Origin of the sequence: Priestia sp. YIM B13491, assembly GCF_042787605.1 — a bacterium.
Lineage (GTDB): Bacteria > Bacillota > Bacilli > Bacillales > Bacillaceae_H > Priestia > Priestia megaterium_E.
On the sequence record NZ_JBHZOR010000001.1, the window covers coordinates 197,689 to 213,190 of the forward strand.

At 39.7% G+C, this 15,502-nt stretch carries 15 protein-coding genes, 1 tRNA gene and 1 other annotated feature; all 16 genes read left to right on the forward strand.

The annotated features are described in order from the left end of the window. The first annotated feature begins 9 nt into the window (after positions 1-9). The 16 genes from ACFX4E_RS00965 to ACFX4E_RS01040 all read left to right on the forward strand — a co-directional run bounded on the left by ACFX4E_RS00965 (position 10) and on the right by ACFX4E_RS01040 (position 15,300). Positions 10-624, forward strand: a complete 615-nt coding sequence (locus tag ACFX4E_RS00965) for a PH domain-containing protein (protein WP_013059383.1) — start codon at positions 10-12, stop codon at positions 622-624. A gap of 211 nt (positions 625-835) precedes the next feature. Beyond that, positions 836-1,279, forward strand: coding sequence for a MarR family winged helix-turn-helix transcriptional regulator (locus tag ACFX4E_RS00970; protein WP_013059382.1), 444 nt, complete (start codon positions 836-838; stop codon positions 1,277-1,279). Between the two features lie 10 nt (positions 1,280-1,289). Then, positions 1,290-2,084, forward strand: coding sequence for a glutamate racemase (gene racE, locus ACFX4E_RS00975; protein WP_025601441.1), 795 nt, complete (start codon positions 1,290-1,292; stop codon positions 2,082-2,084). Between the two features lie 113 nt (positions 2,085-2,197). After that, positions 2,198-3,283, forward strand: a complete 1,086-nt coding sequence (locus tag ACFX4E_RS00980; RefSeq protein WP_377238328.1) for a GerMN domain-containing protein — start codon at positions 2,198-2,200, stop codon at positions 3,281-3,283. A 134-nt stretch (positions 3,284-3,417) separates the two neighbouring features. Further along, complete coding sequence (gene rph / locus ACFX4E_RS00985) at positions 3,418-4,164, forward strand: ribonuclease PH (protein ID WP_013059379.1); 747 nt, start codon at positions 3,418-3,420, stop codon at positions 4,162-4,164. 9 nt (positions 4,165-4,173) lie between these two features. Continuing rightward, complete coding sequence (locus tag ACFX4E_RS00990) at positions 4,174-4,767, forward strand: XTP/dITP diphosphatase (protein ID WP_025601437.1); 594 nt, start codon at positions 4,174-4,176, stop codon at positions 4,765-4,767. A gap of 15 nt (positions 4,768-4,782) precedes the next feature. Beyond that, positions 4,783-5,295, forward strand: a complete 513-nt coding sequence (locus ACFX4E_RS00995) for a metallophosphoesterase (protein ID WP_013059377.1) — start codon at positions 4,783-4,785, stop codon at positions 5,293-5,295. A 125-nt stretch (positions 5,296-5,420) separates the two neighbouring features. After that, positions 5,421-5,494 (forward strand) — tRNA-Arg (locus ACFX4E_RS01000). Positions 5,495-5,818: 324 nt separating this feature from the next. After that, positions 5,819-6,072, forward strand: a binding site (T-box leader). Positions 6,073-6,140: 68 nt separating this feature from the next. After that, a complete protein-coding gene (ilvB, locus tag ACFX4E_RS01005; protein ID WP_153254654.1) occupies positions 6,141-7,868 on the forward strand; it encodes an acetolactate synthase large subunit in 1,728 nt (575 codons plus the stop codon). Beyond that, positions 7,865-8,377: an acetolactate synthase small subunit gene (gene ilvN, locus ACFX4E_RS01010; RefSeq protein ID WP_013059375.1), complete on the forward strand. Its 513-nt coding sequence runs from the start codon at positions 7,865-7,867 to the stop codon at positions 8,375-8,377. Before ilvB ends, ilvN begins: the two co-directional genes overlap by 4 nt. A 64-nt stretch (positions 8,378-8,441) precedes the next feature. Beyond that, positions 8,442-9,467: a ketol-acid reductoisomerase gene (gene ilvC / locus ACFX4E_RS01015; protein ID WP_013085141.1), complete on the forward strand. Its 1,026-nt coding sequence runs from the start codon at positions 8,442-8,444 to the stop codon at positions 9,465-9,467. Next, complete coding sequence (locus tag ACFX4E_RS01020; protein WP_025750618.1) at positions 9,454-10,989, forward strand: 2-isopropylmalate synthase; 1,536 nt, start codon at positions 9,454-9,456, stop codon at positions 10,987-10,989. The genes ilvC and ACFX4E_RS01020 overlap by 14 nt, the downstream gene beginning before the upstream one ends. A 19-nt stretch (positions 10,990-11,008) precedes the next feature. Next, positions 11,009-12,118, forward strand: coding sequence for a 3-isopropylmalate dehydrogenase (gene leuB / locus ACFX4E_RS01025; protein WP_013059372.1), 1,110 nt, complete (start codon positions 11,009-11,011; stop codon positions 12,116-12,118). Between the two features lie 58 nt (positions 12,119-12,176). After that, a complete protein-coding gene (leuC, locus tag ACFX4E_RS01030; protein WP_013059371.1) occupies positions 12,177-13,592 on the forward strand; it encodes a 3-isopropylmalate dehydratase large subunit in 1,416 nt (471 codons plus the stop codon). A gap of 14 nt (positions 13,593-13,606) precedes the next feature. Next, positions 13,607-14,197: a 3-isopropylmalate dehydratase small subunit gene (gene leuD / locus ACFX4E_RS01035; protein WP_028410552.1), complete on the forward strand. Its 591-nt coding sequence runs from the start codon at positions 13,607-13,609 to the stop codon at positions 14,195-14,197. Positions 14,198-14,298: 101 nt separating this feature from the next. Next, positions 14,299-15,300, forward strand: a complete 1,002-nt coding sequence (locus tag ACFX4E_RS01040) for a tetratricopeptide repeat protein (RefSeq protein ID WP_028410553.1) — start codon at positions 14,299-14,301, stop codon at positions 15,298-15,300. Positions 15,301-15,502: the final 202 nt, after the last annotated feature.

The following is a 15,502-nucleotide window of genomic DNA, read 5'->3' on the forward strand; positions in this document are numbered from 1 at the left end:
GATGGGGAAATGTTTGGAAAAGTGGCTGCTGATGTATTGGGGCTAAGTGATATTGGTTCTGTTATTAAGCCGGTTGATTATGACAAGGTAGATGCAGACGATTACGTTATGCATGAAGAACAAGAAAAAATTTATTTTCTAATCAAATCAAAGTCAGATGAATATTGCTTTACCAATAAAGCGCTCATTCATCTTGATGGAACAAGTGCTACAAGCAAAAAGCGAATGCTTCGCCGCTATAACTACAGCACAAATCACATTTCAAACGTGATGCTAGAAACGGCTGGAACTGTCGATTTAGATGTGGAAATTAAATTTAAAATTGGCTCGGAGACTTTTTCTATCGATGTACACAAAAAGCATATAGAAGAGGTAAAAGATTTATATAAAGCGCTGTTTAAAATGTCTGAAATAACGCGTGAAAATGAAATTGCGCTCGATTTTGCTAAACAAAGCATTCAGCTAGCTTCTTCTACGCTAAGCAGTACACGAAATACAAGTGGAAGTGTTGCTGGTGAATTTAAAGAAATTAACGAAGCCGCGTTTTCTTGGTTATTAGATAAAAAAACAGCCTACACAACAAAAGATTTCAGCTCAGTTTTCGAGCTGTATATCAATAATTAATAGAAACAGCTGCTCCTTTTATGGAGCAGCTGTTTTTTAATACTGAATGAGAGCATGTAGACTTATGATGAACGTTGTAGAATCCTCATGTTAACCTTGAAAAATCACTGAAAAAAGAGCACAATATAAAATAGAAAAGAGAAACAATAGAGACGGGTTTAACTGAAAGAAATAATAGAAAATAAGACTTATAGGTGGAAAGGATTACGGTATGACAGCAAAAAATAATGAGGATACAGTGGCAGAATTAGAGAAGTCACTTCGACATATTGCAGCGATTGTGAAACAAAAAGGAAGAGAAATTTTAGAAGACTATACGATTACGCCACCTCAGTTTATTGCTTTGCAGTGGCTGTTTGAACGTGGAGATATGACGATTGGCGATTTATCAAATCGTATTTTTCTCGCTTGTAGTACAACGACAGATTTAGTAGATCGTATGGAAAAAAATAAGTTGGTGGTTCGGGTGAAAGATCCAAAAGACCGCCGCGTAGTGCGTATTCATTTGCTTCCTGAAGGAGCACGTGTTATCGAAGAAGTAATTGAAAAGCGACAAACGTATTTAAATGGCGTACTGGCAAACTTCTCTCCGAGTGAAACGGAAGTTTTACGAGTAACGTTACGAAAATTGCATGATGAAATGAAAGAAAAATGAGGCGATTGTTTTGAGTAGACCAATTGGTGTTATAGATTCAGGTGTGGGCGGATTAACGGTAGCAAAGGAAATTATGAGACAGCTTCCGAAAGAACAAATTATGTATATTGGAGATACAGCCCGCTGCCCATACGGTCCTCGTCCTAGTGAAGAAGTACGAGCTTTCACGTGGGAGATGACTAATTATTTAGTAGATAAAGATATTAAAATGCTTGTTATTGCGTGTAATACGGCTACGGCAGTTGTGCTGGATGAAATTCAAGAACAGCTCGATATTCCGGTTATAGGCGTCATTGAACCAGGATCACGCGCTGCGCTTAAAGTAACTAAAAATCATAAAATAGGCGTAATCGGCACAAATGGAACCGTGAAAAGTCAAGCCTATACACATGCACTCCGCGCTCTTCATACGAGAGTGGAAGTGGAAAATTTGGCATGCCCTTTGTTTGTACCTCTTGTAGAGAGCGGTAATTATGAAGGACCGGAAGCGCAGCGAATTGTAAAAGAAACATTAAAACCTTTTTATCATACAGATATGGATACCCTTATTTTAGGATGTACGCATTATCCGTTATTAAAGCCAGTTATTCAAGAAGCAATTGGGCCTCGAGTTCAGTTAATCAGTTCTGGCGAAGAAACGGCAATAGAGGTAAGTGCCATTCTTTCTTATAGCAATTTACTCGCTCCTAGAAACATGGAGCCTGAACACTACTTCTTTACAACAGGATCAACAGAACTGTTTCAATCTATTGCATCTAAATGGTTTGAGCACCCTGTATATAATGTTGAACATATCAAGCTTTAAAACCGTGCATATTATGCTCGGTTTTTTTTGTGGACAAAAACTTTTTTGAGCTGGTCTAAAATGCAAAAAAGCTCGTATACATAGTAGTACAAACAGTCTGAGGAGGGAAAGGAATGTCCAAAAAGACCCAACTTGTTCTCATATCCGCCGTGGTGACCACATCTGTATTGTTATCCGGCTGTGGACTTTTCGGAGGGGATAACGCAGCAAAGGAAATTGATCCGCCAAAGGATGTCACCTATGTGAAAGATGAAAAATCATTAGCGACTGAAGCGAAAGTAACGGAAGCTAATAAAAAACAAAGTAAAGCGGTAGAAACATCTGCGCCTACCAAAAGAGAACTCTACTTAATTGATAAAAACGGGTACGTTGTTCCCCAGACGCTTGAAATTCCTAAATCAAAAGGTGTCGCTAAACAGTCTCTTGAATATTTAGTAGAGGGTGGACCAGTCACAAACTTATTGCCAAATAATTTCCGAGCGGTTCTTCCTGCTGATACAAGAGTTTTAGGGACAAAGCTGGAAAGTGACGGGACGATGGTAGCAGATTTTTCACCTGAATTTGCTGAATATAAAAAAGAAGATGAACTCCGTATCCTGCAGGCCGTCACTTGGACGCTGACGCAGTTTGAAGGCGTAAATAAAGTTAAAATTCGCATTAACGGCTATGATAAAGATGAGATGCCTGTAAATCATACGCCAATCAGTAAAGGGTTGAGCAGAGCAGATGGCATTAACTTTGATAATACTGGAGTAGTTGACGTAACTCAAACAAAGCCAGTTACGATTTATTACTTAGCTCAAGAGGGCAAACAAACTTACTATGTTCCTGTCACAAAACGAATTGCTTCTGATGACAAGGATATGTACACTGCAATTGTGAACGAACTTGTAGAAGGACCTGCGCCTGCATCAGGTTTAGTGACAGATTTTAATCCCGATGCAAAGCTCGTAGCAGCTCCAAAGTATGCGGACGGTGAGTTAACGCTTAACTTTAATAAAAACATCTTTGGAAATTTAAAAGGCACGGAAATTTCTCAGCATGTTCTTGACTCCTTGGTGTTATCGCTGACAGAACAAAAAGCCGTAGACAGCGTTGCCATTAAGGTGAATGGCAAAAAAACGCTAAAAGATGAAAAAGGGAAAAAATTGACGGAACCAGTTTCAAGACCGAAAAATGTGAACACAGGTAGTTTTTAAAAACAAATTTTTGTTATACTAGTAAAGGACTAAGTAGAAAGAGGTCTGCTGAAATAGCGACCTCTTTCCGCTGTTTTATAGTTAAAATGGAAGAGACTATTACATATAAATGAATTTATAGGAGGACATGCTTAATGCGTTTGGACGGTAGGGAATTTAATGAATTGAGACCTGTATCTCTTCATACTTCATACTTAAAGCATCCAGAAGGATCTGTATTAATCTCGGTGGGAGACACAAAGGTTATTTGTACAGCAAGCATAGACGACAGAGTGCCTCCTTTTATGCGTGGACAAGGAAAAGGATGGATTACAGCTGAATATTCTATGCTGCCTCGAGCTACGGCACAAAGAAATATACGTGAATCATCAAAAGGTAAAGTCACAGGACGAACAATGGAAATTCAGCGTCTAATCGGACGAGCTCTTCGTTCTGTAGTCGATCTGGAAAAGGTCGGAGAAAAGACAATTTGGATTGATTGTGATGTTATTCAAGCTGATGGAGGCACAAGAACAGCATCGATTACAGGTGCTTTTGTGGCTATGGTTTTAGCGTTTGGAAAGCTGGTTGAAGAGAACAAGCTAACAGAAATCCCTATTCGTGACTACTTAGCTGCGACTTCAGTAGGTATTCATGGAGAAAATTCGATTTTAGATTTAAATTATGAAGAAGATTCGACAGCGGAAGTTGACATGAATATTGTGATGACAGGAAGCGGACAGTTTGTAGAATTACAGGGAACGGGAGAGGAATCGACGTTTTCGAGAGAACAGTTAAACCATCTTCTAGATTTGGGAGAAAAAGGTGTTTATCAATTGATTGAACAGCAAAAGGAAGTTCTTGATCACCTGGCTGCTTACATTCCGGTTAAAGAAAGGTAAGGGATTGACGTGCGTGAAATCATTATTGCAACTAAAAATGCAGGCAAAGTAAAAGACTTTGAAACACTTTTCTCGCCAAAGGGATTTAAAGTAAAATCGCTTCTTGATTTTCCTGAGATTGAAGACGTGGAAGAAACGGGCGTTACATTTGCAGAGAATGCGACACTAAAAGCAGAGGCCATTTCATCCGCATTAAATAAGCCGGTCATTGCCGATGACTCCGGGCTTGCTATTGACGCCTTAAACGGGGAGCCAGGCGTTTATTCCGCGCGTTATGCTGGTGAAAATAAAGATGATAATGCTAATATAGAGAAGGTACTTCAAAAGTTAAATGACGTGCCGTTTGAAAAGCGCACGGCACGCTTTCACTGTGCTCTTGCTATTGCAGTGCCTGGAAAGAGAACCGAAATTGTAGAAGGCACGTGTGAAGGGCACATCTTGGAGGAAAAAAGAGGGGAAAACGGTTTTGGGTACGATCCCATTTTCTTTGTGGAAAAATGGAGATGCTCCATGGCAGAATTGACCAAAGAGCAAAAAAATCAAATTAGTCACCGAGCAAATGCGTTAAAAAAACTAGCACCGCTAATTGATGCGCAATTTTAGAAGGAGTGATGACGTGTGAAACTATTAATTGTAAGCGATAGCCACGGGTTACAAGAAGAACTGCTCACTATCAGAGAGAGACATGCTGATGTAGATAAGATGATCCATTGTGGGGACTCTGAGTTGCCGCAAGACAGCAAAGAAATGTCTGCGTTTTTAGGCGTTCGAGGAAATTGTGACTACGATGCATCTTACGTTAATGATCGAGTAGAGTCGCTTGGAGAAGCTACGTGTCTGGTTACACACGGTCACTTATATAATGTTAAAATGTCTATGATGAATCTGCATTACAAAGCGAGAGAAGTCGGGGCAAACGTTGTTTGCTTTGGGCATTCTCACATAGCGGGAGCTGAGCTCATGGACGGAGTTTTATTTATCAATCCAGGAAGTATGTTACTTCCTCGTATGAGAAAAGAACGTACGTATGCTATACTAGTAATGGATGGTACAGAAGCTACCGTGCAGTTTTACGATATAAGCGGTAAACATATTCCTAGCATGCAGTTAACCTGTACACTTTCAGCATAATATAGCCAAATATAGGGAGAAGAGAAGGTTTTTTACCTCTCTTCTCATAAAATTTCAAAAAAACGTTGACTTTTAAATTATATTTGAATATAATAAGTATTGTCTTTGATACACTTTAACATTATGTCCCAGTAGCTCAGCAGGATAGAGCAACGGCCTTCTAAGCCGTCGGTCGGGAGTTCGAATCTCTCCTGGGACGTCCGGAAAAAACCGGCTTTTACTTTTTAGTAAAAGCCGGTTTTTTTATTTATCTTAAAAGTGAATGTTTGTTCATTCAGTGTGTACAAATGAACGTTTCACAAAAACTTTTTGAACTGCTGTAAACCCTTATTACATCAATAATGAAAACGCATTCAAATATTCTGTTTAGTCTAAATTGTCTAAAAAAATCTTGAAAAGTGGTTGACTATGCATAGAAATGGGCGTAAGATAGTCCTCAAATATAAGTTTTCTAAAAATTTTAATTAATTGTAATTAATTTAAAATATGATGTGTAAAGCATTTTTCAAAAAGCATATAGCGTTTTAAAACGTTGAAGAGGATAAGTAGTTTTGATGTTTAGGTATCAACAGAGAGTCGGGTTGCTGGAAGCCGACGTTACCAACTCAAAATGAACTCACCTCAGAGTGTCACCCTGAAATTCAGTAAGGGCGACCGAGTGTACTTCCAAAGCACTCGTTATCAAAAAGAATGTACAGTATACATTCATAAGGTAATCATTACGATTACAAACGAGGGTGGTACCGCGTAAAGTACAAAAGACTTTTCGCCCCTTGACCTATATCATTTGATAGGGTCTATTTAGGGGTGAGAAGTCTTTTTTCTTTTATCTAGAAAACGAAAGGATGAGAAAAGTGGGAGCCAATATGCAAACGAAAGAACCTGTAAGCACTGGGGCACAAATGAATGGAGCTGACATGTTGATTGAATCTCTAAGAAGAGAAAATGTTGACGTCATCTTCGGTTACCCAGGGGGAGCCGTTTTACCGATTTACGATAAGCTATATGGTTCAGGAATGTTTCACGTACTTGCTCGTCACGAACAAGGTGGAATTCACGCAGCAGAAGGGTACGCAAGAATTTCAGGCAAACCCGGTGTAGTTATCGCAACAAGTGGTCCTGGTGCAACAAATATCGTAACAGGTTTGGCAGATGCGATGATTGACTCACTTCCTTTAGTTGTTTTTACTGGTCAAGTAGCTTCAAGTGTAATTGGTTCTGACGCGTTCCAAGAAGCAGATGTATTAGGGATCACAATGCCAATTACAAAACATAGCTATCAAGTACGCAATATCAGCGATATGCCGAGAATCATCAAAGAGGCATTTCATATTGCGACAACAGGAAGACCTGGTCCAGTCTTAATCGACATTCCAAAAGATATGGCACAGGGTGATGGAACGTTTAATTACGAAGGAGAAATTGATTTACCTGGCTATCAGCCAACTTATTTTCCAAATCAGCTGCAGGTTAAAAAATTAACAGACGCAGTAGCAGCTGCAAAACAACCTGTTATTCTAGCAGGTGCGGGAGTGTTATTGAGTAAAGGTTCAGAAGAATTAAAAAATTATGCTGAACGTCAAAATATTCCGGTTATTAATACGCTTTTAGGGTTGGGTTGTTTTCCTGCAGATCATCCGCTTCATTTAGGAATGGCTGGCATGCACGGAACCTACACAGCAAACATGGCAATTTATGAGAGTGATCTTCTCATTAGTATCGGTGCACGCTTTGATGACCGAGTAACAGGTAACTTAAAGCATTTTGCACCAAATGCAAAAATTGCTCACATTGACATCGACCCAGCGGAAATTGGAAAGAATGTTCCAACCAAGATTCCAATTGTTGGAGATGCAAAAGAAGTATTGAAGCAATTGCTTCTGCAAGAAGGAGAAGTTGGAGATTATACGAAATGGCATGAGAAATTAGCGGCGTGGAAGCAAGAATATCCATTATGGTATCAGAACTCAGGGGATGTGTTAAAGCCACAAAAAGTAGTTGAGTTGCTTCACAAGTATACAAATGGAGATGCCGTTGTTACAACGGACGTTGGGCAACATCAAATGTGGGTAGCTCAATACTACACATTTAATAATCCAGATCGATGGGTAACTTCAGGTGGTCTTGGCACTATGGGCTTTGGATTACCTTCTGCAATCGGCGCTCAGCTGGCAAACAAAGATAAAACAGTTGTAGCAGTCGTTGGTGACGGTGGATTTCAAATGACGCTTCAAGAATTAGGAGTTATTAGAGAATTAAATTTACCTGTAAAAGTGGTTGTACTTAACAATCAGTCGCTTGGTATGGTTCGTCAGTGGCAGGAAATCTTCTATGAAGAACGCTACTCACACTCTTTAATTCCGAATCAGCCTAATTTAATGAAGCTTGCAGAAGCTTATGATATCAAAGGTTTACAAGCTTCTACTGAAGAAGAAGCGCATGCGGCTTTGAAAGAAGCAATGGAAACAGATGGACCTGTTCTACTAAATTTCTTTGTCGCACCTAAAGAAAACGTATATCCAATGGTTGCACCTGGAAAAGGATTACATGAAATGGTAGGGGTGAAACCATGAAGCGAATTATTACAGCAACTGTATTAAACCGTGCGGGCGTATTAAATCGCGTGACGGGGTTATTTACAAAAAGAAATTTCAATATTGAGAGTATTTCGGTAGGTCACACTGAATCTGAAGATGTATCACGCATGACGTTTGTTGTGAACGTAGAGCATGATAACGCTGCTGAACAAGTGATTAAGCAGTTAAATAAGCAGATTGACGTGTTGAAGGTTCAAGATATTACGGATCAAGCGGTGGTATCAAGAGAGCTTGCTTTAATGAAAGTAGCCTCTACGCCAGCGAGCCGTAACGAACTTTATGCAGTAATTGAGCCTTTCCGTGCAACCATCATTGATGTAAGCCGCGACAGCTTAATTATTCAAGTAACAGGTGAATCCAGCAAGATTGAAGCGATGATTGATCTGCTTCAGCCTTATGGATTAAAAGAAGTAACGCGCACGGGTACAGTAGCTGTTCCGCGCGGTACGCAAAAAGCAGCAGCTAAACTTTCATCAATCATTTAATTCTAGCTAGTTACTAACCAAGTAAACTATATAAAACTATATAAACTAAGAGGAGAGATTTATTATGACAAAGGTATATTATAACGGAGATGCAAAGGATCAATTATTACAAGGTAAAACAGTAGCAATCGTAGGCTATGGTTCACAAGGTCACGCCCATGCACAAAACTTACGCGACAGCGGAGTAAACGTGGTAGTAGGATTACGTAAAGGTAAATCATGGGACCAAGCAGAGCAAGACGGTTTCACTGTATTATCTGTAAAAGATGCAGTTCAACAAGCAGAAGTAGTAATGGTATTACTTCCAGATGAGTATCAGCCAAAAGTTTATAACGAAGAAATTCTTCCAGGACTAAAACCAGGAAAATCTTTAGTATTTGCTCACGGTTTCAACATTCACTTTAACCAAATCGTAGCACCTGAATTCGTTGACGTATTCTTAGTAGCTCCAAAAGGCCCTGGTCACCTTGTAAGAAGAACGTATGAAGAAGGAGCTGGCGTACCGGCGTTATTCGCAGTATTCCAAGATGTAACTGGAGAAGCAAAAGACGTAGCGTTAGCTTATGCTAAAGCAATCGGTTCAGCTCGTGCGGGTGTGTTAGAAACAACATTTAAAGAAGAAACAGAAACAGATCTTTTCGGTGAGCAAGCAGTACTTTGCGGTGGGTTAACTTCATTAGTTAAAGCTGGTTTTGAAACGCTTGTAGAAGCTGGCTACCAACCGGAAGTTGCATATTTTGAGTGTTTACACGAATTAAAATTAATTGTTGACCTTATGTATGAAGGCGGAATGGAAGGCATGCGTTATTCAATCTCTGATACAGCTCAATGGGGTGACTTCGTTTCAGGACCACGCGTTGTAGATGAGCGTTCAAAAGAGCAAATGAAAAAAGTGCTTGAAGATATCCAAACAGGTAAATTTGCAAAAGGCTGGATCCTAGAAAACCAAGCAAATCGTCCGGAATTTACAGCTATCAATAACCGTGAAAACGAACATTTAATTGAAAAAGTTGGCGCTCAATTACGTGAAATGATGCCATTTGTTAAAAAACAAAAGAAAGAAGCGGTGATCGCTAGTGCAAAAAATTAAACTATTTGACACGACGCTACGCGATGGTGAACAGTCACCTGGAGTCAATTTGAACCTACAAGAAAAGCTTGAAATTGCTAAGCAGTTAGAGCGATTAGGTATCGACATCATTGAAGCCGGATTTCCCGCTTCTTCAAAAGGTGATTTTCAATCCGTAAAAGAAATTGCGTCTATTGTCAAAAATTCTTCTGTAACAGGCCTTGCAAGGTCTGTTACAAAAGATATTGACATTGCATGGGAAGCGTTAAAAGAAAGTGCAGAACCAAGACTGCATGTTTTTATCGCTACTTCCGAAATTCATATGCAGCATAAATTGAAAAAGACACCTGATGAAGTACTTGAAACAGCAGTGGAAATGGTGAAGTACGCAAGTAAAAAATTCCCGGTTGTTCAATGGTCTGCTGAAGATGCATGTCGAACAGATTTACCGTTTTTAGCTAGAATTGTAGAAGCCGTTATTGATGCTGGTGCAAAAGTCGTTAATATTCCAGATACAGTAGGATTTATCACTCCTGGCGACTATCAATCAGTATTTAATTACTTAAAAGAACATGTGTCAAATATTCATAAAGTTGATTTGTCAGCTCACTGTCACGATGACTTAGGGCTAGCTGTGGCCAATTCAATGGCTGCGATTGAAGCAGGAGCTACTCAAATTGAAGGAACGATTAACGGAATCGGAGAACGTGCGGGTAACGCAGCTCTTGAAGAAGTAGCACTTGCGCTTCATGTCCGTCAAGATTTCTATCAAGCGAGCACAGGTCTTATCTTGCCTGAAATTAAGCGTACGAGTGACATTATCAGTAAGCTTACCGGAATGAATATTGCACCAAATAAAGCAATTGTAGGAAAGAATGCTTTTGCTCATGAATCAGGTATTCACCAAGATGGCGTCTTAAAAAATCCGTTAACATATGAGATTATTTCCCCAGAACTTGTGGGTGTTAAACAAAATCCAATTGTGCTTGGTAAACACTCAGGCCGTCATGCGTTCCGTACACGCTTAGTAGAGCTTGGATTCACATTGGAAGATACAGAAGCAAACGTACTTTTTGAGAAGTTTAAAGACTTAGCAGATAAGAAAAAAGACATTACCGATGATGATTTATTGGCATTAGTCATTCAAAAGCAAGTTAGCAAAGACAGTGAATATAAGCTTGAAAGTCTGCAAGTTCAGTATGGTACGAACAATATTCCAACAGCTACGATTACGCTTCGCAAAGAAAACGGCGAAGAGATTCAAGAAGCAGCTACGGGATCTGGAAGCGTGGAAGCTATCTATAATACGCTGCAGCGCTGTGTTGAACAAGATGTAAAACTATTAGACTATCGTATTCAGTCTATTAACGGTGGGCCGGACGCACTGGCTGAAGTATTTGTGAAGGTTGAAAGCGAAGGAACTGAAGCAAGCGGACGCGGAGTAGCATTTGATGTATTAGAATCGTCAGCGAAAGCATATCTGAACGCCATTAATCGTTTAATTGCTATTCAGCAGCATCGTACAAAGCAAGAAGTAATGTGAACTGAAGGGAGAGACCACCATGACAAAAAAAGTCGCTGTATTACCGGGTGACGGCGTAGGAACAGAAGTAACCAAGGGCGCTGTTGCCGTTTTAAAAGCAATTGGAGAGCGCTTTGATCATCAATTTGAGTTTACGTATGGACTAATTGGCGGAGCTGCAATTGATGAGGCGGGCACACCTCTTCCAGAAAGTACAATTGAGACTTGTAAGCAGGCAGATGCTGTATTACTTGGATCGGTTGGAGGGCCAAAATGGGATCGTAACCCTTCACATTTGCGACCGGAAAAAGGTTTGCTAGCTATTCGAAAAGAACTGGATTTATATGCTAATCTTCGTCCGGTGACGTTTTATGATAGCTTAGCGGATGCCTCTCCTCTGAAAAAAGAATACATTGAAGGTGTTGACTTCATTATCGTCCGCGAGCTAACAGGAGGCTTATATTTTGGTAAGCCTAGCGAGCGCCGAACAGAAGGAAATGAAGAAACAGTTGTCGACACATTATTTTATAAGCGTACAGAAATAGAAAGAATTATTCGTCAAGCATTTGACACGGCTGTAAATCGACGTAAAAAAGTAACGTCTGTTGATAAAGCGAATGTGCTTGAGTCTAGTAGAGTGTGGCGTGAAGTAGCTGAAGAAGTAGCAAAAGACTACCCGGATGTAGAGCTTGAGCATATGCTTGTAGATTCAGCTGCTATGCAGTTAATTCGTAATCCGAAGTATTTTGATGTAGTGGTAACTGAAAATATGTTTGGTGATATTTTGAGTGATGAGGCTTCTATGCTGACAGGATCGTTAGGAATGTTGCCATCTGCCAGCTTAACGGCTGATGGTCCATCTTTATACGAACCGGTTCACGGTTCTGCACCAGATATTGCTGGTCAAAACAAAGCTAATCCGATTGCTGCTATTTTATCTGCAGCAATGTTGCTTAGACATTCATTTGGATTAGAAAAAGAAGCAGCAGTGATTGAACAAGCGGTTGAAAGTGTATTACATGCAGGTCATCGAACAGCTGACTTAGCAGACGGTAATCATTATTTAGGTACCGATAAAATGGTGGAGGCGATAACTGCGGTAATTGCCAATGATTCTGCCATTTCAAGCATTATGACAGCTTACAGTTAATCATGCGTTTCTCACGTTTTGTGAGAAACGTTTTTCATAATCAGAAAGGAGGAGCAGTATGAAACCAAAAACAATTATTGATAAGCTTTGGGAACAACATGTTGTACGTCGAGAAGAGGGGAAGCCGGACTTATTATATATCGATCTTCATCTTATTCATGAAGTAACGTCTCCTCAAGCATTTGAAGGTCTTCGCGTGGCAAATCGCCAAGTGAAGCGTCCAGACTTAACGTTTGCTACAATGGATCATAACATTCCAACGGTTGACCGTTTTAATATTAAAGATCCGATTGCAAAGAAACAAGTAGACAAACTATCTGAAAACTGTCATGAGTTTGGTGTGAAGCTTTTAGATTTAACAAGTGAAGAGCAAGGAATTGTGCATATCATTGGACCGGAATTAGGATTAACTCAGCCTGGAAAAACCATTGTGTGCGGAGATAGTCATACATCTACTCACGGTGCATTTGGAGCGCTTGCTTTTGGGATAGGAACTAGTGAGGTAGAGCATGTTTTAGCAACACAAACGCTATGGCAAGCGAAACCAAAAACGCTACAAGTGAAAGTAAATGGCAAAAAGCAGCCTGGCGTTTATGCTAAGGACATTGTATTAGCAATAATTCAAAAATTCGGCGTGAATTTTGGAACGGGTTCAATCGTAGAATTTACGGGCGAATGTATTCGCGATCTTTCAATGGAAGAGCGCATGACCATTTGTAATATGTCTATTGAAGCCGGTGCAAAAGCTGGTCTAATCAGTCCAGACGATGTCACGTTCTCTTATATTAAAGGACGTCAGTATGCTCCTAAAGGAGAACAGTTTGAAAAAGCAGTGGAAGCTTGGGCAGCTTTAGCAACAGATGAAGGTGCAACGTACGATGAAACGCTGGAAATTGATGCAGATACAATTGAACCTGTTGTAACATGGGGAACAAACCCGGCGATGAGTTCTTATGTTAGCAAGCAAGTTCCTACATTAGAAGAGTGTAAAACAGAAGCTGAGAGAAAGTCTTTGTCACGAGCACTTGAGTATATGGGCTTACAGCCTGGCATGGCAATAGAAGAGATTCCAGTTCAGCATGTATTTATCGGTTCATGTACAAATGCTCGTTTGTCTGATCTTCGTGACGTGGCAGCCTTTATTAAAGGAAAGAAAGTGTCACCAGATGTGCGAGCGATCATTGTACCAGGTTCTCAAAAAGTAAAGCGAGTGGCTGAAGAAGAAGGTTTATCTGCTATTTTCATTGAAGCAGGTTTTGATTGGAGAGACTCAGGCTGCAGCATGTGTCTAGGCATGAACTCTGACTTAGTTCCACAAGGCGAACACTGTGCGTCCACTTCTAACCGCAATTTTGAAGGACGTCAAGGAAAAGGCGCCAGAACGCATTTAGTAAGCCCGGTAATGGCAGCAGCGGCAGCGGTATATGGACATTTTGTTGATGTACGCAAACTACAAGAACAAGCGGTGCGATAAGGAGGAGAACATAGATGAATGCTTTTACAATCCACACAGGGAAAGTAGCAGGTCTCGACCGAGCAAACGTAGATACTGATCAAATTATCCCAAAGCAATTTTTGAAAAGAATTGAGCGTACTGGGTTTGGAAAATTTCTATTTTTTGATTGGCGATATAATGAAGATGAAACGTTAAATGAAACGTTTGAATTAAATCAGCCTCAAAATCAAGGAGCAACAATTCTTGTAGCTGACGAGAACTTCGGATGTGGTTCGTCACGTGAACACGCGCCATGGGCGCTTTTAGACTATGGGTTTCGTGCCATTATCGCACCTTCATTTGCGGATATTTTCAAACAAAACTGTCTAAAAAATGGTATTTTACCTATTGTTTTATCAAAAGAAGATGTTTCCTATTTAATGAAAGAGTCTCAAAGTGCTTCTTACGCCTGTACAATCGATCTTCATCAGCAAAAAATTACCGATGAAGCAGGCTTTGAACGTACGTTTGATATCAATGGCCATTGGAAATATATGCTTGTTAACGGATATGATGAAATTGGCTATACGCTTTCTTTTGAAGACGACATTTCTGCTTATGAAGCAAAAACGGTAAGATACTAACCAAAAATCGAGCAAAATGATGATTTTGCTCGATTTTTTTGCGTTCCGTTAATCGAATTGCTAAACTGTAAAGCAAATGGACCGCGAAGTGGGGAGAAAACATGTCGAATGAACAACAAAACAAAATTGTAGCTTTTCCTCTATTAAAAGAACGGTTGGTTGAAAAAGCTACAGATCATATGCAGCACAAGCAGTTTCAAGAAGCACTTCCTTTATTTGAGCAGGCCTATGAACTTGATAATAAGCATCATGAAATTTTACTTGGTCTTGTTATTTGTCACGTGGAGCTCGGTGATGCAGGCATAGCTAAGGAATTGTGTGAGCAAATGCTGAAAGAAGATATTGGCGATTATTATCATAATTTGCAAATGTACCTCATGGTGTTAATTCAGCTTGGTCACTATCATGAAGGATATGTTACTCTACAAGCAGTTATTCAAGAACACAAACTCCCTTCTGAACATGCTGAACAGCTTTATCAGCTATTGGAGTTCTGCAAGAATAGAATGAATCAAGAACAAGTCATAGAAGAACAAACAGAAGAAGAACAGCTAGAGCAGTTTAAATCATTCACAGCTCTAGACAATATTCAAGATCAGCTTGAATGGGTTCATTCATTAAAAACAAAGAGAATTGAAAAGCAGCGCTTCTTTCTGGAACAGCTATTTTCATCTGAAGCTGTTCACCCTATCGTAAAAACAGTCGCTTTAAAAACAGTTATGGAAGAAGAAGTAGACATTGATTTTATGATTACTAAGTTTGGAGAGACGAAAAAAGTAAATGCGCTTCAGCTTCAACGAACAACACCGTATTTGTTTGCCGAGCAAGTAGAAGCGCAGTTGACGGAAAAGCTGGAGCATGAAAATCCTACATTGCTGCAGGTTGCCGTTGAAATATGGCAGCGTCATTTATTTATTACATTTCCGTTTTTACCGGGTGATAATGTAAAACTTTGGACAGCAGCGGTGTATGCTGTTAGTCTGATGATGCAAGGAGAAGAGTCAGATGCAGCTGTAGCAGAGGAAGACGGAAGTTTCTCCGCAGCTGAATTAAGAAAGGCAATTAAAGAGCTAAAAGAAATTGAAGAAATTTCTTTTATATAAAATGTGGTGTTTAGTTGAAACGTCATTGTTGTATGTTATAATATAATGGTTGTAAAATGCACTTAAATACGTATAGTAGAATTTCATCTTTACATTACATTCCTACTTACTTTAAAGTAATAGGGAGTTAAATAGATAATGATTGAGGGTTGAACTGATAGGCTATCTGCATTATCTAGTTTAGAAATCACTACTTAAAATG